The following is an 18,823-nucleotide window of genomic DNA, read 5'->3' as shown; positions in this document are numbered from 1 at the left end:
GCGATTGCGGCGCGGCTGATCAGGCGCGCTTGAAGATCGATTCGAGATCCAGCGCCGATGTGGGTGTCGCGTGCAGGTCGAGCGAGTGCTCGATGTGCTCCAGATGCTCGCGCATCAGGTCGTGCGCACGTGCGGCATCGCCGGTGGCAATCGCTTCGGTCAGGGTGTCGTGCTCGTGCTCGGGGCAGGCGGGCAGGCCCGGGCGGTCATAGAGCGTGATGATCAGGCACGTGCGCGAGACGGCTTCGCGCGTGAGCCGTTCCAGCACATGGTTGCCGGCCATCTCGGCAATCAGGACGTGATATTCGCCGGACAGACGGATGGTCGCCGCCCGGTCGCCGCTTTCGCGTGCTGCGTGTTCGGCCGCGATGTGTTCGCGCAGGCGTTTGGCCTTGGCGGGCGTGCAGGCGTTTGCCAGCATGCTGGCCAGTTCGGGTTCGATGATGCGGCGGGTCTGGAAAACGTCGCGTGCCTCTTTCACGGAAGGCTGCGCGACGAAAGCGCCCTTGTTGGGCACGAGGGTCACCAGATGCTCATGCGCCAACCGCGCCAGCACCTGGCGGATGCGCGGCCGGCCCGCGCCGGTGGCTTCACACAGCCTCTCCTCGACCAGCTTGGTGCCGGCCGGCAGTCGGTGCTCCATGATGGCCGTCAGCAGGCCCTGGTAGATCGGTTCGGCGGCCGGTTGGCCGTCGGCAGGTTCCCGGGCGGGTGCGGGCATGGCAGGTGGCAGTGCAGAAGAAAAAGCGGAATGGTGCATGGTAGCAAATGCGCCACTCCGCTTTGCACTACGCCAGCGCAAACGGAGCAAGCATTCCTGTGTAGGGTTTCGGAAGCGGCCGGGCCCAATCGCCGCGCTTGCTGGTGGAAAGCCGCATGCCGACCAGCGCCTCGACCAGTTTCACCGCCGCAACCACGCCGTCGATGACGGGCACGCGCAGTTCGGCGCTCAGGTCTTCGCACAGGTCTGCCATGCCTGCACAGCCGAGCACGATGCAGTCGCTGCGGTCTTGTGCGAGCGCGCTTTGGCACGCTTCCAAGATGATCTGGCGCGCGTTGGAGCCGGGTTTCTCTAGGTCGAGCACGGGCAAGTCGCTTGCGTGGACGTTGCGGCACGCATGCCGCATGCCGTAGCGCTCGGCCAGGTGCCAGGCCATGCCGACGGTGCGCTCCAGTGTCGTCACCACGCTGAAGCTGTTGCCGATCAGGCTGGCCATGTGCATGGCCGCTTCAGCGATGCCGACCACGGGGCCGTGCGCCAGTTCGCGTGCGGCGTAGAGGCCGGGGTCGCCAAAGCAGGCGATGACGTAGGCGTCGGCGCCATCGCATTCGCCGTGGCGGATTTCCTCCAGGATGCCGGGCACCGAGAGCGCCTCGTCGTAGTGGCTCTCGATGGAAGCCGGGCCCATCTTTGGGCTCACCGCCGTGATGCGCGTGCCCGACGCGGCTGCTGCTTGGGCGCAGCGGCCGATGAGCGCGGTCATGCTCGCCGTGGTGTTGGGATTGATGATGCGGATGTCCATGTGCTTGATGCGTGGATAACACGGATTAGCGGGTGAGGGTGCCTTGCTTGCGGCTGAGCACGGTGTAGAGCACCAGCGCGATGCCCACGCCGATGAACCAGCTGTAGTTGGCCAGCGCGTGCAGCCGTTCGAAGACCACGCATGCCATCGGGATCAGCGCGGAGGGGATCAGCGTCCAGACCGCAGCCGGGTTGTAGCCGTTGCGGTACCAGTAGCGGCCGGTGGGGCGCAGCGTGTAGAGATCGTCCACATGCACCTGCTGGCGGTGCACGAAGTAAAAATCGGCGATCAGGATGCCAAACAGCGGACCGATGAACGCGCCCAGCACGTCGATCGTGTAGTGAATCACCTCGGGGTTGTTGTAGAGGTTCCAGGGCGTGATGAAGATCGACGCCACCGCCGCAATCATGCCGCCGGTGCGCCAGCTGATGTGCTGCGGCGCCACGTTGGAAAAGTCGAATGCCGGCGACACGAAGTTGGCGACGATGTTGATGCCGATGGTCGCAATCATGAACGTGAGCGCGCCCAGGACGACGGCCGTGATGTTGTCGATGCGCGCAACGACGGCGACCGGGTCGGAGATCATCTCGCCAAACACCGGCAGCGTGGCCGAGGTGGTGATGACGGTCAGCAGCGCGAAGCCGAGGAAGTTGACCGGCAGCCCCCAGAAGTTGCCGCGTTTGACCGAGGTGAAATCCTTGCCGTAGCGGGAGAAGTCACCGAAGTTCAGCATCGGGCCGGAGAAGTACGACACCACCAGCGCGATCCCGCCCAGCACCACCGGCACCGCATCCCAGCCCTCGTATTTGAGGAAGGAAAGCGTCAGGTTGATGTTGTTCCAGCCCGCCTTATGCACGAGCCATGCGGCCAGCGCAATCATCACCACGTACACCGCCGGGCCCGCCCAGTCGATGAATTTGCGGATCGATTCCATGCCGTGCCAGAACACGAACGCCTGCAGCACCCACAGCAGCATGAACGCCGACCAACCGAGCGTCGACAGGCCGACAAAGCCGTGCTGCGTGGCGTCTGCATACGGCGCGAGTTGCGGCATGAACTTCAGCGCCAGCACGAGGAATGCGCTCGATGCCAGATAGGTCTGGATGCCGTACCACGCCACCGCAATCAGCCCCCGGATGATGGCCGGAATGTTGGCGCCCAGCACCCCGAACGAGGCGCGGCAGATCACCGGATACGGCGTGCCGGTCGCCTGGCTGGGTTTGGCGACGAGGTTGCAAAACACCTGCACGATCACGATGCCCGCCAGCAGCGCAAACAGCACCTGCAGGCTCGACAGGCCCAGCGAGAACAGACTGGCTGCCGTCAGGTACCCGCCCACGCTATGCACGTCGGACATCCAGAACGCGAAGATGTTGTAAGTGCCCCAGGTCTGCTTGCGTAGCGGGGCGAGGTCTTCGTTGGTAAGCCGCGGGTCGTAGTGCGGCTTGATGACGACGTTGGGATGCGCGTGTGGCGAATCAACCGCCTGCGCCGCCGAAGCGGTGGTGCTGGTCATGCTGTCTCCTTTGGCTTTTTTTGCCGGTTTCCAGGCCGTGCAGTCTTTGTGCGCAAAAATGTACACAAGATGTTTTTGTTTTGTGTACAAAGTTGTATGCGCCAGCAAGACAAGAGTCAAGGAGAAAAAAAAGCCGCCTGAAAAGGCGGCTGGATGTCGTGCGGGCAGCGTGGAATTTCAGCGATAGACGATCACCGGAATCTCCGTATGCGTAAGCACCTTTTGCGTTTCGCTGCCGAGCAGCAGCCCCGCCAACCCGCGCCGGCCGTGGGATGCCATGAAGATAACGTCGCAGCCATGGCGCTCGGCCGCGTCGATGATTCCCATGTAGGGCACGGCAAAGCAGCTCATGTCGGTGTCGCAGTTGATGCCGGCGCTGACGGCGGCGTCCTCCACGTCCTTGAGCACCACGCGCGCCTGCGCTTCGACGCGCTCCTTGAACGCCTGCGGCGTCTCGACGACGATCTCGGAGAACGGTGTGTATGGGTATTCCTCAAGGCAGGTGTAGGCCGTCAAGCGTGCGCCCAGCGTCTTGGCAAAATCGAGCGCGCCCGCCACCGCCTTGCGCGACAGCTCGGAACCATCGGTGGGGATGAGGATGTGCTGGAACATGCGGCCTCCTGAGGTGGGATGCGGAAGACGGTCTTGTCTTGATTGTAGGCCGCACGCGGTGTTTCACCCACTTGGGGTGATTGCTAATCGATCCCGATAACGGCGTCCGCCCGGCGCCAGTAGGCCGGGTTGCCATACGTGTTCTTAAGGAAATCGATAAACAGGCGCACGCGCAGCGGCAGATGCTTGCGCTGAGGGAACACCGCGTGGATGCCGATCGGCGGCGCTTCGAAGGCGTCGAGCACCGTCACCAGTTTGCCTGTGGCAATGTCATGCCCGACCTCCCACCACGAGCGCCACGCCAAGCCGTAGCCTTGCAGGCACCACTCGCGCAGCACGGCGCCGTCCGTGCATTCCATCGTGCCGGACACCTTCACGGTGACGGCCTTGCCGCCTTGCTGGAAGACCCAGCCGCGCTGCACGTTGGCGCTGGCGCCGAAGGCCAGGCAGTTGTGCGTCGAAAGCTGCTCCACCTGCGTTGGAACGCCCCGGCGCTCCAGGTACGACGGCGCAGCCACCACCACGCGGCGGTTTTCCCAGAGGCGGATCGACACGAGGCTCGAATCCGGCAGGTCGCCCAGGCGGATCGCGCAATCGAAACCTTCGTTGACGAGGTCGACCACACGGTCGCCCAGGTCCAGCGTCATTGAGACATCCGGGTGGGCCTCAATAAAGTCCGGCACCATCGGCGCGACATGGCGGCGGCCAAAGCCGGCGGGGGCGGTCACGCGCAGGTGCCCGCTGGCTTTTACGCCACCGGCCGAGACGCTGGCCTCGGCGTTGTGCAGGTCATTGAGAATGCGCTGGCAATCTTCCAGGAACGCCGAACCCTCGAACGTGAGGGTGATGCGCCGCGTGGTGCGCACCAGGAGCTTGACGCCCAAGCGTTCTTCCAGCGCATCGATGCGGCGCCCGATGATGGCAGGCGCCACGCCCTCAGCGGCGGCGGCGGCGGATAGGCTGCCGCGTGTTGCAACGGCGACAAATGTTTCGAGCTGCTTGAAATGATCCATGCCTGATGTATACCGTGGCAACCGGGGCCTGCGGGATTGTGACGAATATAAAGGTTATCACTCGTCATTCCATCGGTAAAAGTTAAAGATCAAGTGACCATTGCCGTCTTTGTGCGGTGCGTCAGCTTTTCTACAATGGCCCTCGTTGCGAAGGTCGGCAAGGCGTTCTGCGTAGTGGAACGCGTAAATGCGGGACCTTCGGGTCCGTGGAGCTTCTGATGAGTTCGATTCGCGCGGTGGTTTTCGATGCCTATGGCACGTTGTTCGACGTGTATTCCGTGGCCGCGCGCGCCGAGCAACTGTTTGCCGGCAAGGGCGAAGCGCTGTCGGTGCTGTGGCGCGACAAGCAGATCGACTACACGCGCATCCGCTCGCTGGCCGGCCCCTCGGGCGAACACTACAAGCCGTTCTGGGACATCACCGTCGATGCGCTGCGCTATGCGGCGGCGCGCCTGGGCGTAGAGCTTTCCGCCCACGACGAAGCCACGCTGATGCGCGAATATGCGTGCCTGTCGGCGTTTCCCGAAAACGTGCCCGCGCTGCGTCGCCTGCGCGAGATGGGGCTGCCGCTGGGCATCCTCTCCAACGGCAACCCGCAGATGCTCGACATTGCCGTGAAGAGTGCTGGCATGTCTGGCCTGTTCGATCACGTGCTGTCGGTCGACGCGGTCAAGCTCTACAAGACTGCGCCGCAAGCTTATGCGTTGGCGCCACAAGCGTTTGGTGTGCCTGCGGAACAGATTCTGTTTGTCTCGTCCAACGGCTGGGATGCCTGCGGCGCGACGTGGTACGGCTTCGCAACGTTCTGGATCAATCGCCTGGGGCATCCGCCCGAGGCGCTCGACGTGGCGCCCACCGCGGCCGGCCACGACATGCGCGATCTGCTGCAGTTCGTGCAGGCAACACAAGCGACATAAGGCATTGCATTCAATCGGCCCAGCCATAGGACCGAACCCGTTCAACCCTCACATCACCCTCTGGAGAACAACCATGGCGCTCACGCTGCCCCAAGGCATGGAGATCAAGGCCGAAATTCTGCCGGTCTACGAAGACATTCTGACCCCCGAAGCACTGGCGCTGGTTGCCAAGCTGCACCGTGCGTTCCAGCCGCGTCGCAAAGAGCTGCTGGCGGCCCGTGTTGAGCGCGCCAAGCGCCTTGACGCTGGCGAGCGCCCGGATTTCCTGGCTGAAACGAAGGCTGTGCGTGAAGGCGACTGGAAGGTTGCTCCGATTCCGCCGGCACTGCATTGCCGCCGCGTGGAAATCACCGGCCCCGTCGATGCCAAGATGGTCATCAACGCGTTCAACTCGGGCGCGGACAGCTACATGACCGACTTCGAAGATTCGAATTCGCCGAGCTGGCACAACCAGATCCAGGGTCAGGTCAACCTGAAGGCCGCCATCCGCCGCACGCTCACGCTGGAGCAGAACGGCAAGACCTACAAGCTCAACGACAAGATCGCCACGCTGCAAGTGCGTCCGCGCGGCTGGCACCTGGACGAGAAGCACGTGCTGATCGACGGTGAGCGTGTTTCCGGCGGCATCTTCGACTTTGCGCTGTTCCTGTTCCACAACGCCAAGGAGCAAATTGCCCGCGGCGCCGGCCCGTTCTTCTACCTGCCGAAGATGGAAAGCCATCTGGAAGCGCGTCTGTGGAACGACATCTTCGTGATGGCGCAGAACGAGATCGGCCTGCCGCAAGGCACGATCAAGGCCACCGTGCTGATCGAAACCATCCTCGCCGCGTTCGAGATGGAAGAAATCCTGTACGAACTGCGTGAGCACAGCGCAGGTCTGAACGCAGGCCGCTGGGACTACATCTTCTCGTGCATCAAGAAGTTCAAGGTCGACAAGAACTTCTGCCTGGCCGATCGCGCCAAGGTGACGATGACCTCGCCGTTCATGCGCGCCTACGCGCTGCTGCTGCTCAAGACCTGCCACAAGCGTGGTGCGCCCGCCATTGGTGGCATGAGCGCGCTGATCCCGATCAAGAATGATCCGGAGAAGAACGCCATCGCCATGGCTGGCATCATCGGCGACAAGAAGCGCGACGCGACCGACGGTTACGACGGCGGCTGGGTGGCTCACCCGGGCCTGGTCGAGCCGGCCATGAAGGAATTCGTGGCAGTGCTGGGCGACAAGCTGAACCAGTTCGAGAAGCAACGCCCGGACGTCGAAGTGAAGGCCGCTGACCTCCTGGACTTCCAGCCGGAAACGCCGATCACCGAAGCCGGCCTGCGCATGAACATCAACGTCGGCATCCACTACCTGGGTGCCTGGCTGGCCGGCAACGGTTGCGTGCCGATCCACAACCTGATGGAAGATGCCGCCACGGCCGAGATCTCGCGCTCGCAGGTGTGGCAGTGGATCCGCTCGCCCAAGGGCAAGCTGGAAGACGGCACCAAGGTCACGGCTGAGCTGGTGCGCAAGCTGATCCCGGAAGAATTGGCCAAGGTGAAGGAGACGGGCGCGGTGGGCCATTTTGACCGCGCTGCAGAAATCTTCGAACAGATGTCGACGTCGGAAGACTTTGCGGAATTCCTGACCCTGCCGCTGTACGAAGAAATCTAAAACCTGCCCACGAGATCCTACTGCGCGCCCCGATCTTGGCCCTGTGATGCTCGCCGTACCCGTGTACGGCTGCGCTTCTCGAGCCAACCTCGGACCGCTCGCTACGGATCGTGAACAGGTTCAAGCGACGCTTGGGTCGCAACGGAAACGCCGGTTGGGGCAACCCGCCGGCGTTTTTTCATTCGGCGCAGGGCCGGCAAAGCCGCGCGATAATGTCACGAAATCTTTCGGAGGCCGCTTTGCGCTTTGAACACCTGGTGGAAGTCAACGATCCACTGAACCCCCTCATCGACACGCTGACCCTGAACCAGATCTGGCAAGGCCTGGTGCTGCGCGTGCGGGAGCAAACCGAATTTGTCGAAAGCCTGGACGAATGCATCATCACCGCTGAGGGTGACGGCTGGGTCGAGCGCGAACTCGTCTTCGGCAAGGCGCGCATCCAGGATCGCGTGACGCTCGAGCCGCACAAGCGCGTGACCTACACCACCGCAGCCACCGGTGAACACGCCGGCGGGTCGCTGACCATGACGATCGAGAGCAACGAGGCCAACGCCGCGTTCATCCGCTTCGTCTACGACACCACGCTACCCAGCGCCGACGAAACCGGCGACACGCGCTACGCTGAGATCGTCAAATCCGCCTATCGCGAATCCGACATCGACACCGTGCGCCGCATCCGCGAGATCGCCGCCACCGGCCGCCTCGGCTGACGTGTCCCACCTGGCCGGCGCTGGAGGAGGCGCCGGCCAGGTTTTCGCTCCACTGGTCGTCTCACACATCACTACAACGAGACCATGACGACATTCACGCCCACCCTGGAGGCCCTTCGCGCGCGTTACGGCGAGCGCTTCAAGTGGCTCGTGCTCTTTACGCTGATGGTCGGGGCGGTGTCGTCCGTCATCTCGGCCACCATCGTCAACGTGGCGATTCCTGATCTGAGCCGGCACTTCGTGCTCGGGCAAGAACGCGCGCAGTGGGTGTCGGCCAGCTTCATGGTGGCGATGACCTTGTCGATGCTGCTGACGCCCTGGCTGCTGCTGCGTTTCGGACTGCGGCGCACGTTCATCGGCGCGTTGCTGCTGCTTGGCGTGGGTGGGCTGGCCGGCGGTCTGTCGCCCAATTACGAAGTGATGATCGCCATGCGGGTCGTGGAGGGCATTGCGGCCGGCATCATGCAGCCGCTGCCCAACATCCTGATCCTGCGTGTGTTTCCCGAACGGGAGCAGGGCAAGGCGTTCGGCCTGTTCGGTTTTGGCGTCGTGCTGGCACCGGCCGTGGGCCCGAGCGTGGGCGGCTTCCTGGTGGAGCTGTTCGGCTGGCGCTCGATCTTCTTCGTGGTGATGCCGTTTACGCTGATCGGCTGGGCGATGGCCCGGCGCTTCATGGCCGTTAACTCGTCGATGGCGGGCGAGCCCAAACCGCTTGATTGGCGCGGCCTGCTGCTTATCGGCGGCGCGACGGTCACGCTGCTTAACGGCCTGGTCGCGCTGCACAGCGACGCTACGCACGGCATCGTGCTGATGCTCGTATCAGCCGTGTGTGTCGCGGGCTTCGTATTCTGGCAGCGGCGGGTGGAGTCGCCCCTGCTGAACCTGCGCCTCTTCAGCTACCGGCAGTTTGCGATGGGGGCGGTGGTGGCGTTCATCTACGGGGCGGGGCTGTACGGTTCAACGTATCTGGTGCCGGTGTATATGCAGGTCGCGCTGGCCTACGCGCCGTCGCGTGCCGGGTTGGTGCTGCTGCCTGCAGGGCTGGTGCTAGCCGTGACGATCATGCTGGCAGGGCGGCTGACCAATCGCATCGAACCGTTTCGGCTGGTCTCGTTCGGTCTGGCGGCGCTGGCGCTTTCGTTCTTCCTGATGGCAACGAACACGCGTGCCACCAGCTACCTGTTGTTGATTGCCATTGCCATCGTCGGGCGGATCGGGCTCGGTTTTGTGCTGCCGTCGCTGAGCCTGGGCGCCATGCGCGGCGTCGATTTCACCTTGATCCCGCAAGGCTCCAGCGCCGTCAATTTCCTGCGTCAATTGGGCGGGGCGATTGGGGTGTCGGCCACAGGCATTTTTCTGCAATGGCGGCTCGCCGCGCGCGGTATCGAAACCGTGCATGGCGCCGCGGTTGACCCAGAGGCACGCATCCTGGCCTTCGATGAGACGTTCATCTTTCTCGGCACGCTGTGCGCACTGGCCGTGCTGGCCGCGTGGCGCATGCGCCGCCGAGAGCTGCCGTCCGCCATTCCTGCAGCGCAATAAAAAACCGGGCGCAGAGCCCGGTCCTTCATTTGGCGATTCGACGATCAGGTCGTCGCGCCGCTCTTCAGTTCTTCGACGAGGTCGATGTACTTTTGCTTGGCTTCGTCCTGCGACGTGCCCTTCAGGCCTTCCCATGCCTCAAATTTGTAGCGGCCGACGATGTCGGTAAAGCCCGGCTTGTCGCCATGTGCGTCACCTTCGGCGCCTTGCTTGTACAGCGCGTAGAGGCGCAGCAGCGTCATGTTGGCGGGGCGTTCGGAGAGGCCCTTGACATCGATTTGGGCTTGGTCGAAACGGGCTTGCAGGTCGCTCATGATGATTCCCGGCTGAAAACAATGGTCTGGCGATGATAGCGCCGGGGTTGCACAGCCGGGCCGTTTGAATTCGAGGATGGCTTCGGTTTTCCGGTCGATTTTTAGCGCGTTTTCCCCATGGGCGGCCACGGGTTTGCGCCTTCGGGCACCACACCAGCCGGTACAATGCCGCCATGCCCTGGATTCTTGCTTTCGACACCTCCACCGAGTTCTGCTCCGTCGCCCTTGGTGACGGCACGCGCACGCTGTTCCGCCATGAACATACCGGTCCGCGCTCCAGTAGCCGCGTGCTGCCGGCGGCTTCCGAATTGCTGGCCGAGGCGGGTATCGCCCTGGCCGATTGCGCGGCGATTGCCTTTGGCGCCGGCCCTGGCTCGTTCACCGGTCTGCGCACAGCGTGCGGCGTGGCGCAGGGTTTGGCGTTTGGTGCAGACTTGCCCGTCGTGCTAGTCAATTCCCTCGTCGCCTGCGCGGAACAGACGCGCGCTACGTTGCCGGCCGGCACAGCCGTGACCATCGCCCTCGACGCGCGCATGGACGAGTGCTACTGGGCCAGCTTCGTGCCGGTTGATGCGACGCAGGATGCCTCCGGCTGGCACGCGCTTTCCGCCATTCAGGTGAGCGGGCCGCAGAGCGTTGCCGCGCCGCCGCAGCCGTACTGGCTGGCGGGCAACGCCGCAGCAGTGTTCGGCGATCAGTTGAGCATTGCAGCAGGCGCCGCCGCCGTGTTGCCGGAAGTCGCGCCGCACGCTCGCGAGATCATCGCCGTGGGTCTGCGCCTCCTGGCTGCCGGCCATACGGTGCGCCCCGAAGACGCGGCGCCGCTCTATGTGCGTGACAAGGTCGCGCTCACCATTGAAGAGCGGCAGGCTGTGCAGCAGGCCAAGGCTGCAGCCGCGGGTGCACAGCCATGAGCCTGATCGAGAACGCGCTGGCCGGCGTCATCGCGCAAGCGCCGTTGCCTGCAGGCTGGCGCGCCGAGCGCATGACCGCACTCGATCTGGCGGGCGTCGCGGCGATCGAGCAGGCGGCGTTCACGTTTCCCTGGTCCCGCGGTAACTTTGAGGATTCGCTCAAGTCCGGCCACATCGGCATTGTTCTGCGTGACGGCGGCAACGAGGTCGCGGGCTACCTGATCCTCATGCCGGTGGTCGATGAGATGCACCTGCTCAATGTGACGGTGGCACCGGCGTGGCAGCGGCAAGGGCTGGGCCGTTGGCTGCTGCGTCTGGCTACGGCACTGACGTTGGTGCATGGATTCGGCAGCCTGTTGCTGGAGGTGCGCCCCTCCAACACCGGCGCGATTTCGCTGTATCACCGTGTCGGGTTTTCCGAGATCGGCCGGCGCAAGCGCTATTACCCGGCCGAAAACAACACGCGCGAAGATGCGCTCGTCATGCGCATGGTGTGTGAAGCGAGCGGGGTGGAGGCTGCATGAATCGTCGATCCCGAATGCTGGAAGCGCTGGGCGTTTCGACCGAATGGACATTGCGCGGGGCTGAGCCGGCTGCGTTGGAGGCAGCCGAGGCCGTCGAAGCTGCCGTCGTCGAGCCAGTCGCCGTGGAGGTTGAGGCCGCTTCGTTTTTGGCTGCGGAGCCTGCGGCTGCGCGAATCGAGCCGCCTGTCATCGAGGCGCCATCGGATTCGGCCGCCCCGCGCGCCCTGCGCATTGCCGCCTTCGATTGGGCGCAGCTCGAAGCCGCTGTTTCCAACTGCACGTCGTGCAAGCTGTGCGAGCGCCGCACGAACACCGTTTTCGGCGTTGGCGACCGTCAGGCCGAATGGATGCTGATCGGCGAGGCGCCGGGCGAGCAGGAAGACAAGCAGGGCGAACCGTTCGTCGGCCAGGCCGGCAAGCTGCTCGACAGCATGCTGCGATCGATCGGCTTGTCGCGCGAGAAGGGCGTATTCATCGCCAACGTGCTCAAGTGCCGCCCGCCCGGCAATCGCGATCCGGAGCCGGACGAGGCAGCGATGTGCGATCCGTATCTCAAACGTCAGATTGCGCTGGTCAAGCCGCGCATCATCGTCGTGCTGGGTCGCATTGCCGCACAAAACCTGCTGCAGACGCAGACGCCGGTTGGCAAACTGCGCGGCAAGGTGCACGAAGTGGAAGGCGTGCCCGTGGTGGTGACTTATCACCCGGCCTACCTGCTGCGTACGCTGACAGACAAGGCGCGTGCATGGGAAGACCTGTGTCTGGCGCGCAAGATCTACGCGGAGCGCGGCGGCCAGTAAGCCCCGGCCGGCGGGGCGGGCACTGCGTCAGTGGTGCTTGTCTTCGCCGATGAGCGCGGCGGTGTGGAACAGCTTTTCGTTGACGCGATGCCGGCGCATCACCAGCGCCATCGTCAGGCAGACGAAGATGCCAAACGACACGATCACCACGCCCACCGACACATTCAGCTTGATGAGCAGCGCGTACAGGCACAGCATCAGCAGCACCGAGACATTCTCGTTGAAGTTCTGCACCGCAATCGAGTGCCCGGCAGAGAGCAACACATGCCCGCGGTGCTGCAGCAGCGCGTTCATCGGCACCACGAAAAAGCCCGACATGGCGCCCACGAGCATCAGGAACAGGTAGGCGATCATCATGTACAGCGGCAGCTTCATCCCGCCGATGTGGAACGTGATTTCCGGGATCGTGTGTTTGGTGTAGAACGCCATCAGCATGACCACCGCGCCCATTGCCACGCCCACCGGCAGCACATCGAGCGAGCGGCGCAGCGGGATTTTAACGGCGGCAGCCATGGCGCCGGCAGCCACCCCCACGGCCACAACGGCCTGCAGAATGGCGCCCTGCGAGAGGTTCAGTTCCAGTGATTGCTCAGCCCACTTCAGCACGATGAATTGCAGCGTGGCGCCGGCACCCCAGAACAGTGTCGTCACGGCCAGGGATATCTGGCCTAGCTTGTCGTGCCACAGGGCGTTGAAGCAGTCGGCAAACTCTGAAACGAGACGTACCGGGTTCTTTTCCTGCTGTGGATAGCGCGCGCCGGTATCGGGAATGCGCGTGTTGAACAGTGCCGCGATCAGGTAGATCACCATGATCACCAGCATGGCCGCTTCGGCCGGGGTGTCGATGCGCTCCAGCCCAGGAATGTCGAACGACAGCAGCCACGCCGAGACATGGTTCGAGATCAACGCCCCACCCAGCACGGTGCCCAGGATGATCGAGCCGACGGTCAGGCCTTCGATCCACCCATTGGCGGCGACGAGCTTTTCAGGGGGAAGGAGTTCGGTGAGGATGCCGTACTTGGCCGGCGAATACGCCGCCGCACCGAAGCCGACCACACCGTAGGCGAGCAACGGGTGCAGGCCGGAAAGCATCACGCCGCAACCGACCAGCTTGATGGCATTGGTGATGAGCATCACCTTGCCCTTGGGCCGGGAATCGGCGAACGCGCCCACGAACGCGGCAAGTAGAACGTAAGAGAGCACGAAGAACAACTTGAGCAGCGGGGTCATCCACTGCGGCGCATGCATCTCTGTCAGAAGGGCGATGGCGGCAATAAGCAGCGCATTGTCGGCGAGCGACGAAAAGAACTGCGCCGCCATGATGATGTAAAAGCCCTTCTTCATACCTTCGAATTCGTCCCCGTAGACCGCGGTGCCATGTTCGTCTTCACGTCTTGCCGGCAGCGTGCCGGCACTCGGAAGCGCCTTCCGGAGGTGCCGGCCAGGCGATGCGTCGGCTGACTGGCCGCGCAGCGCACAGGTGCGCGGTGGCGGCCTTGATGCCAGCGCCCGCGCGGGCTCCCCGGATTGTGGTTCCCTTGGACGGGGCCCGTCCGGTGCTGCAAGAGATGCATCGCCGGGCAACCGCGGGAATCTTCACTGACAGGCGTTGGGGCCATGCGTTCCGCCCGCAGCTTGTTTTGGTCTCGCCTGTTTGCATAGTCAAACCGGATGTGACGCCATCGCGAAAAAAGAAGTGGCCGGTGCCCAACTTTCTCCATGCTGGCAGCGCATCACGACGGTTTTCCCATGCCTAAATTGAACGGCTTTATATCACGAAACTTGTGCGCTTCCGGTGACGGCGGCGCACTTTCTTTTTTGGCAGGCTCATGACAGGCGCGAACCAGTTGGCGTCCTGTGGTCAAATAGAACGCTCACTGCGTGAGGCCGGGCGCACGGCCCGCTCACAGCCTATTTGCATGTTGCATTGCAGCACCGACGCCGCGCCACGAGCGCGCCATCGCATTCACGTTTTTGCAGGTTTGCCGTCATGCCAAGACCCATCCAGGCCGTCATCCACGGCCCAGCACTTGCCAATAATCTCCAGGTTGCCCGCCGCCATGCGCCAAATTCGCGCGTGTGGGCTGTCGTCAAAGCCAACGCCTACGGCCACGGCATCGAACGCGCGTATGAAGGTCTGCGCCAGACCGATGGTTTCGGTCTGCTCGACCTGGACGAAGCCGTCCGCCTGCGCCAACTCGGGTGGCAGGGGCCGGTTCTCCTGCTCGAAGGTTTCTTCAAGCCGGAAGATCTGGCCATCGTCGAGCAGTACCGCCTGACCACCACCGTTCACTGCGAAGAGCAACTGCGCATGCTGGAACTGGCGCGCCTGAAAGGCCCCATCAGCGTGCAGCTCAAGATCAATACGGGCATGAGCCGCCTGGGCTTCGCGCCCGCCGCCTACCGCGCCGCATGGGAACGCGCCCGAGCCATTTCGGGCGTCGGCACGATTGTCCACATGACGCATTTTTCCGATGCCGATGGCCCGCGCGGCATTGAGCATCAGCTCACCGCGTTTGAACACGCCACGCAAGGTTTGCCGGGCGAGGCGTCGCTTTCCAACTCCGCGGCCACGCTTTGGCATCCGAAGGCACATCGCGACTGGGTGCGCCCGGGCGTGATCATGTACGGCGCATCCCCGACGGGCGTGGCGGCGGACATTGACGGCACGGGCCTGATGCCCGCCATGTCGCTCAAGAGCGAGCTGATCGCCATTCAGGATCTGCAGCCGGGCGCGACGATTGGTTACGGCTCGCGCTTTACCGTGGAGCACCCGATGCGCATCGGCATCGTCGCGTGCGGTTATGCCGACGGCTACCCGCGCCATGCGCCGGGCTGGGACGGCAACCATACGCCGGTGCTGGTCAATGGCACGCGCACGCACATCGTGGGCCGCGTGTCGATGGACATGATTACCGTTGACCTGACCGGCGTGCCCGAGGCGCGTGTCGGCACGTCCGTCACGCTGTGGGGCGAAGGCTTGCCGATCGACGATGTTGCGCAGGCCTCCGGCACGGTCGGTTATGAGCTGATGTGCGCACTGGCGCCGCGCGTGCCGGTATCGGTCGAACCGGTCAGCACAGCAGACGCCAGCGACCTGGGCAAGGCCGCTTGAGCGCGGCACCGTCAATACAAAGATCAAGCGGCCGCCGCCCATGCGCGGCGCCGTAAGCAGGGGGTTGTTTGGCCAAGAGCAAGACGGTCTATACGTGCACCGAATGCGGGGGCACGGCGCCGAAATGGGCGGGGCAGTGCCCGAATTGCCAGCAGTGGAACACGCTGGTGGAAACTGTTGCGCAGCCGACGTCCGGCGCCGGCGCGCGTTTCCAGTCGCTGGCATCGAGCGCGACGGTGCGCAAGCTGTCGGACATCGACGCGGTGGATGTGCCGCGCTTCTCCAGCGGTATCGACGAATTTGACCGCGTATTGGGCGGTGGCCTGGTCAGCGGCGGAGTGGTGCTGATCGGCGGCGATCCGGGCATCGGCAAATCGACGCTGTTGCTGCAAGCGCTGTCCAACCTGTCGGCCGATCGGCGCGTGCTGTATGTGAGCGGCGAAGAATCCGGCTCGCAAATCGCGCTGCGTGCGCGCCGCCTGGGCATCGAGAGCCCGAACCTGGCGTTGCTGGCTGAGATCCAGCTTGAGCGCATCCAGGCGACCATCGAGGTGGAAAAGCCCGAGGTGGTCGTCATCGATTCGATTCAGACGTTGTATTCCGAGGCGCTGACCTCGGCGCCCGGCTCGGTGGCCCAGGTGCGCGAATGCGCGGCGCAACTGACGCGCATTGCCAAGCGACTGGATGTGACCACCATTCTTGTCGGCCATGTGACCAAGGAAGGCGCGCTGGCGGGCCCGCGTGTGCTCGAACACATCGTCGATACGGTGCTGTATTTCGAGGGCGATACGCATTCCGCCTACCGCCTGGTGCGCGCGTTCAAGAACCGCTTTGGCGCCGTTAACGAGCTGGGCGTGTTTGCGATGACGGAGCGTGGCCTGCGTGGCGTGGCCAATCCGTCGGCGCTGTTTCTCTCTCAGCACGAGCAGGTGGTGCCGGGTTCGTGCGTGCTGGTCACGCAGGAGGGCACGCGGCCGTTGCTGGTGGAAATCCAGGCGCTGGTGGATACCGCCAATGTGCCGAATCCGCGCCGCCTTGCGGTGGGCCTGGAGCAGAACCGCCTGGCGATGTTGCTGGCGGTACTGCACCGTCATGCCGGCATTGCGTGCTTTGACCAGGACGTGTTTTTGAACGCGGTGGGCGGCGTGAAGATTACCGAGCCGGCGGCGGACTTGGCGGTGCTGCTGGCGATCCATTCGTCGATGCGCAACAAGGCGCTGCCGCGTGGGCTGGTGGTGTTTGGCGAGATCGGCCTTGCCGGAGAAATCCGCCCGACGCCGCGCGGCCAGGAGCGCTTGAAGGAAGCCGCCAAGCTGGGCTTCTCGATTGCCGTGATCCCGAAATCCAACGCCCCGAAGCAGGCGATCGACGGGCTGGAGGTCATTGCCGTTGAACGTATCGAGCAGGCCATCGACCGCGTGCGGGCGCTGGAGGCTTGATCGTTCAAAATTTCGCAACGGTATCGCTGATGCCATTTGAAAATGCGTGTGCCGTTGCGGTGCGATAATCCGCCAACTTTTCTCTACGACTCCTCTGAACTGACGCCGCCATGCAAGCCAACTCGCGCGCCTTTTTCCTGCTGATTGCCGTGATCTCCTTCGGGGTGGTCGGCTATGCGCTGTACCTGCAGCACGTCGAAGGGCTCCAGCCGTGCCCGCTGTGCATCTTGCAGCGGTTCGCTTTCCTCGGCATTGGCGTGTTCTCGCTGCTGGCGGCGCTGTCATCGGCCACGCGGCTGCTGTGGCATGGCCTGGGGATGCTGTCGGGCCTGGCAGGCCTGTGCGTGGCGGGGTATCACGTATCGCTGCTGCTGAACCCGAAGGCAACGTGCGGTATCGACCCGATCGAGAACTGGGTCAACGCGCTGCCCACTGCCAAATGGTTGCCGCAGGTGTTCGAAGCCGATGGCCTGTGCGTCGGGCCGATGCCGCCGGTGATGGGCCTGTCGGTGCCGGTGTGGTCGCTGATCTGGCTGGTGATTCTGTCGCTGACGCTGGTGGTGGGGATGATCCGCCGCGAGCGCCGCTAAGCCGGAGCCGCAGATCATGCAACGCGTGCTGGTGAGTGCCTGCCTGCTAGGCCAGCCGGTGCGCTATGACGGCGGCACGGTCGTCACTGAAGGCGGTATCCTGGCGCGCTGGCAGATGGAAGGGCGCATCGTGCCGATGTGCCCCGAGATGGCCGGCGGTTTGCCGGTGCCGCGACTGCCCGCAGAAATTCACGGCGAAGGCGGTGGTGCGGCGGTGCTGCGCGGCGTGGCCCGTGTCGTCGAGCACCACGGCCACGATGTCACCGAGGCCTTTGTGCGGGGCGCGCAACGCGCCCTGGAGGCGGCGCAGGCGGCCGGCGCGCAAGTCGCCGTGCTTACCGAGCGCAGCCCGTCCTGCGGTTCTGCATTTCTCTACGACGGAACGTTTTCCAGCCAACTGCAACCCGGCGAGGGCGTCACCGCGGCGCTGCTGCGCCAGCACGGCATCCGCGTGTTCAGCCAGCATCAACTGGAAGAAGCCGCGCGCCTGCTCGATGCGCTGGATCGTGCCGACTCGTCAGTCGGCAAACCTTAGTGGCAGGGCGAGCTGCACGGGCTCGCCGTTCTCCTTCACCACGCTGTTGCGCTCAGCAAAGAGCGGATGTTGCAGCGCTTCTTCCATGCGCAGCACGGGCGTGACACAGCAATCGGCATCGGCAAAACGTTCGGTCCATTCGGCTTGCGTGGCGGTCAGGAACAGCGCAGCAAGTTCATCGCGAATGGCCCGTGCCTCATCGCCGCCAACGCGCTGGCCGAGCGCCCAGTGCTTGTCTTTCCATGCAGGCTTGCCGATGACTTCGCACATCACCTGCCAGAACTTCAATTCGAGTGCGCCGACGGCCATGAAACGGTCGTCTGCGGTGCGATACACGCCGTAGCATGGCACGCCGCCGTTGAGCAGATCGGTGCCTGCGGGGCTCGCCTTGCCGCGCGTGCCGACGGCAAAGAACGCCATCAGGTTGTGTGCGAACACCGAGTCCGTCATTGAAACGTCGACATAGCGGCCGTGGCCCGTGGCGCGCGCATCGACCAGCGCGGCAAGGATGCCGACCACCGCCGTGAGCGCCCCGCCCAGCAGGTCGCCGATCTGCACGTTCGGGACGATGGGCGTGCCGTCTGCGCCGGCGAGCTGATCGAGCATGCCCGCGTAGCCGACGTAGTTGATGTCGTGCCCTGCGGCTTGTGCGAGCGGTCCGTCCTGGCCGTAGCCGCTGATGGAACACATGACGAGCGCGGGGTTGGCCGCGCGCAGCGTGTCCCAGCCAACGCCGAGACGCGCCATGACGCCAGGGCGGAAGCTTTCGATCAGCACATCGGCGTGGCGCACGAGTTCGATCAGGGCTTCGCGGTCTTCGGCGCGCTTGAGGTCGAGCCGCATTTCGGTCTTGCCGCGATTGAGTGAGCGGAAGAACAGGCTCGGACGCTCGGCCGCGCGATCAGCGGAGGAGCGCATCATGTCGCGGGCGTAGTCGCCGGGGCCGGGGTCTTCGATCTTGATGACTTCTGCACCGAGGTCAGCCAGGTGGCGCGTGGCGGCCGGGCCGGGCAGCAGGCGCGTGAGGTCGAGCACGCGCACGCCGGCCAGAGGCTGGTGCGTGGCGGTGTCCGGCGAGGGCGATGTCATCAACAGGTCTCCTTGG

At 64.2% G+C, this 18,823-nt stretch carries 19 protein-coding genes; 11 read left to right on the top strand and 8 right to left on the bottom strand.

Translation table 11 applies throughout. The features are described 5' to 3' along the window. Positions 1-19: 19 nt before the first annotated feature. The 5 genes from ACCD03_RS09470 to ACCD03_RS09450 form a co-directional block, all read right to left on the bottom strand. Positions 20-721 (bottom strand): GntR family transcriptional regulator, encoded by a 702-nt coding sequence (locus ACCD03_RS09470; protein ID WP_045204152.1) that lies wholly within the window; start codon positions 719-721, stop codon positions 20-22. A 67-nt stretch (positions 722-788) separates the two neighbouring features. After that, on the bottom strand, positions 789-1,523 hold the full coding sequence (locus ACCD03_RS09465) for an aspartate/glutamate racemase family protein (protein WP_413411397.1): 735 nt from the start codon (positions 1,521-1,523) through the stop codon (positions 789-791). 25 nt (positions 1,524-1,548) lie between these two features. After that, positions 1,549-3,039, bottom strand: coding sequence for an NCS1 family nucleobase:cation symporter-1 (locus tag ACCD03_RS09460; RefSeq protein ID WP_413411396.1), 1,491 nt, complete (start codon positions 3,037-3,039; stop codon positions 1,549-1,551). Between the two features lie 177 nt (positions 3,040-3,216). Then, positions 3,217-3,651, bottom strand: coding sequence for a universal stress protein (locus tag ACCD03_RS09455; RefSeq protein WP_045204149.1), 435 nt, complete (start codon positions 3,649-3,651; stop codon positions 3,217-3,219). 83 nt (positions 3,652-3,734) lie between these two features. After that, complete coding sequence (locus ACCD03_RS09450) at positions 3,735-4,664, bottom strand: LysR family transcriptional regulator (protein ID WP_045204148.1); 930 nt, start codon at positions 4,662-4,664, stop codon at positions 3,735-3,737. A 218-nt stretch (positions 4,665-4,882) separates the two neighbouring features. Between ACCD03_RS09450 and ACCD03_RS09445 the strand changes: the two genes are divergently transcribed. The 4 genes from ACCD03_RS09445 (at position 4,883) to ACCD03_RS09430 (ending at position 9,487) form a co-directional block, all read left to right on the top strand. Then, on the top strand, positions 4,883-5,581 hold the full coding sequence (locus tag ACCD03_RS09445) for a haloacid dehalogenase type II (protein ID WP_413411395.1): 699 nt from the start codon (positions 4,883-4,885) through the stop codon (positions 5,579-5,581). Positions 5,582-5,654: 73 nt separating this feature from the next. After that, positions 5,655-7,235, top strand: coding sequence for a malate synthase A (gene aceB, locus ACCD03_RS09440; RefSeq protein WP_413411394.1), 1,581 nt, complete (start codon positions 5,655-5,657; stop codon positions 7,233-7,235). Positions 7,236-7,474: 239 nt separating this feature from the next. Further along, positions 7,475-7,945 carry an SRPBCC family protein gene (locus ACCD03_RS09435; RefSeq protein ID WP_045204145.1) on the top strand — a complete coding sequence of 157 codons (471 nt, stop codon included), beginning with the start codon at positions 7,475-7,477 and terminating at the stop codon, positions 7,943-7,945. Positions 7,946-8,029: 84 nt separating this feature from the next. Continuing rightward, positions 8,030-9,487, top strand: a complete 1,458-nt coding sequence (locus tag ACCD03_RS09430; protein WP_045204144.1) for a DHA2 family efflux MFS transporter permease subunit — start codon at positions 8,030-8,032, stop codon at positions 9,485-9,487. Between the two features lie 44 nt (positions 9,488-9,531). Here the strand turns inward: ACCD03_RS09430 and ACCD03_RS09425 are convergent, their stop codons facing one another. Beyond that, positions 9,532-9,801, bottom strand: coding sequence for an acyl-CoA-binding protein (locus ACCD03_RS09425; protein ID WP_004626591.1), 270 nt, complete (start codon positions 9,799-9,801; stop codon positions 9,532-9,534). A gap of 173 nt (positions 9,802-9,974) precedes the next feature. Here ACCD03_RS09425 and tsaB point away from each other — a divergent pair, with 173 nt between their 5' ends. From tsaB to ACCD03_RS09410, 3 genes are read left to right on the top strand one after another with little or no spacing between them, the layout of a single operon-like run. Continuing rightward, the gene (tsaB, locus tag ACCD03_RS09420; RefSeq protein ID WP_045204143.1) at positions 9,975-10,715 is read left to right on the top strand and encodes a tRNA (adenosine(37)-N6)-threonylcarbamoyltransferase complex dimerization subunit type 1 TsaB; all 741 of its coding nucleotides are present in this window, start codon (positions 9,975-9,977) and stop codon (positions 10,713-10,715) included. Further along, positions 10,712-11,239, top strand: coding sequence for a ribosomal protein S18-alanine N-acetyltransferase (gene rimI / locus ACCD03_RS09415; protein WP_045204142.1), 528 nt, complete (start codon positions 10,712-10,714; stop codon positions 11,237-11,239). Before tsaB ends, rimI begins: the two co-directional genes overlap by 4 nt. Then, the gene (locus ACCD03_RS09410) at positions 11,236-12,039 is read left to right on the top strand and encodes a uracil-DNA glycosylase (RefSeq protein ID WP_413411393.1); all 804 of its coding nucleotides are present in this window, start codon (positions 11,236-11,238) and stop codon (positions 12,037-12,039) included. The genes rimI and ACCD03_RS09410 overlap by 4 nt, the downstream gene beginning before the upstream one ends. 27 nt (positions 12,040-12,066) lie before the next feature. Here ACCD03_RS09410 and lplT read toward each other — a convergent pair whose 3' ends face one another. Further along, entirely contained in the window at positions 12,067-13,383 is a 1,317-nt protein-coding gene (gene lplT, locus ACCD03_RS09405; protein ID WP_045204140.1) for a lysophospholipid transporter LplT, read from the bottom strand. A 646-nt stretch (positions 13,384-14,029) separates the two neighbouring features. On the opposite strand from lplT, the gene alr reads away from it, so the two are divergent. From alr to ACCD03_RS09385, 4 genes are all read left to right on the top strand, one after another. Next, positions 14,030-15,154, top strand: a complete 1,125-nt coding sequence (gene alr, locus ACCD03_RS09400) for an alanine racemase (protein ID WP_413411392.1) — start codon at positions 14,030-14,032, stop codon at positions 15,152-15,154. Between the two features lie 68 nt (positions 15,155-15,222). Continuing rightward, positions 15,223-16,593: a DNA repair protein RadA gene (gene radA, locus ACCD03_RS09395; RefSeq protein WP_024975828.1), complete on the top strand. Its 1,371-nt coding sequence runs from the start codon at positions 15,223-15,225 to the stop codon at positions 16,591-16,593. Between the two features lie 110 nt (positions 16,594-16,703). Beyond that, positions 16,704-17,183, top strand: a complete 480-nt coding sequence (locus tag ACCD03_RS09390) for a disulfide bond formation protein B (protein WP_045204138.1) — start codon at positions 16,704-16,706, stop codon at positions 17,181-17,183. Between the two features lie 16 nt (positions 17,184-17,199). Next, positions 17,200-17,718 (top strand): DUF523 domain-containing protein, encoded by a 519-nt coding sequence (locus ACCD03_RS09385; RefSeq protein ID WP_045204137.1) that lies wholly within the window; start codon positions 17,200-17,202, stop codon positions 17,716-17,718. Here ACCD03_RS09385 and ACCD03_RS09380 read toward each other — a convergent pair. Beyond that, entirely contained in the window at positions 17,701-18,807 is a 1,107-nt protein-coding gene (locus ACCD03_RS09380) for a CaiB/BaiF CoA transferase family protein (RefSeq protein ID WP_045204136.1), read from the bottom strand. The two genes, ACCD03_RS09385 and ACCD03_RS09380, sit on opposite strands and share 18 nt — an antisense overlap. Positions 18,808-18,823: the final 16 nt, after the last annotated feature.

Origin of the sequence: Ralstonia sp. Ralssp135 (assembly GCF_047304345.1) — a bacterium.
Lineage (GTDB): Bacteria > Pseudomonadota > Gammaproteobacteria > Burkholderiales > Burkholderiaceae > Ralstonia > Ralstonia chuxiongensis.
The sequence above is the reverse complement of the archived record's forward strand: the minus strand, read 5'-3'. Positions and strand labels throughout refer to the sequence as shown.

What these genes read in the sequence shown, in the direction of transcription:
- ACCD03_RS09390 (WP_045204138.1), top strand. Translation starts at nt 16,704, where the DNA reads ATGCAAGCCAACTCGCGCGCCTTTTTCCTGCTGATTGCCGTGATCTCC.
- ACCD03_RS09430 (WP_045204144.1), top strand. Translation starts at nt 8,030, where the DNA reads ATGACGACATTCACGCCCACCCTGGAGGCCCTTCGCGCGCGTTACGGC.
- ACCD03_RS09465 (WP_413411397.1), bottom strand. Translation starts at nt 1,523, where the DNA reads ATGGACATCCGCATCATCAATCCCAACACCACGGCGAGCATGACCGCG.
- ACCD03_RS09470 (WP_045204152.1), bottom strand. Translation starts at nt 721, where the DNA reads ATGCCCGCACCCGCCCGGGAACCTGCCGACGGCCAACCGGCCGCCGAA.
- ACCD03_RS09410 (WP_413411393.1), top strand. Translation starts at nt 11,236, where the DNA reads ATGAATCGTCGATCCCGAATGCTGGAAGCGCTGGGCGTTTCGACCGAA.
- lplT (WP_045204140.1), bottom strand. Translation starts at nt 13,383, where the DNA reads ATGAAGAAGGGCTTTTACATCATCATGGCGGCGCAGTTCTTTTCGTCG.
- ACCD03_RS09385 (WP_045204137.1), top strand. Translation starts at nt 17,200, where the DNA reads ATGCAACGCGTGCTGGTGAGTGCCTGCCTGCTAGGCCAGCCGGTGCGC.
- tsaB (WP_045204143.1), top strand. Translation starts at nt 9,975, where the DNA reads ATGCCCTGGATTCTTGCTTTCGACACCTCCACCGAGTTCTGCTCCGTC.
- ACCD03_RS09460 (WP_413411396.1), bottom strand. Translation starts at nt 3,039, where the DNA reads ATGACCAGCACCACCGCTTCGGCGGCGCAGGCGGTTGATTCGCCACAC.
- rimI (WP_045204142.1), top strand. Translation starts at nt 10,712, where the DNA reads ATGAGCCTGATCGAGAACGCGCTGGCCGGCGTCATCGCGCAAGCGCCG.
- ACCD03_RS09380 (WP_045204136.1), bottom strand. Translation starts at nt 18,807, where the DNA reads ATGACATCGCCCTCGCCGGACACCGCCACGCACCAGCCTCTGGCCGGC.
- ACCD03_RS09425 (WP_004626591.1), bottom strand. Translation starts at nt 9,801, where the DNA reads ATGAGCGACCTGCAAGCCCGTTTCGACCAAGCCCAAATCGATGTCAAG.
- aceB (WP_413411394.1), top strand. Translation starts at nt 5,655, where the DNA reads ATGGCGCTCACGCTGCCCCAAGGCATGGAGATCAAGGCCGAAATTCTG.
- ACCD03_RS09455 (WP_045204149.1), bottom strand. Translation starts at nt 3,651, where the DNA reads ATGTTCCAGCACATCCTCATCCCCACCGATGGTTCCGAGCTGTCGCGC.
- ACCD03_RS09445 (WP_413411395.1), top strand. Translation starts at nt 4,883, where the DNA reads ATGAGTTCGATTCGCGCGGTGGTTTTCGATGCCTATGGCACGTTGTTC.
- alr (WP_413411392.1), top strand. Translation starts at nt 14,030, where the DNA reads ATGCCAAGACCCATCCAGGCCGTCATCCACGGCCCAGCACTTGCCAAT.
- ACCD03_RS09450 (WP_045204148.1), bottom strand. Translation starts at nt 4,664, where the DNA reads ATGGATCATTTCAAGCAGCTCGAAACATTTGTCGCCGTTGCAACACGC.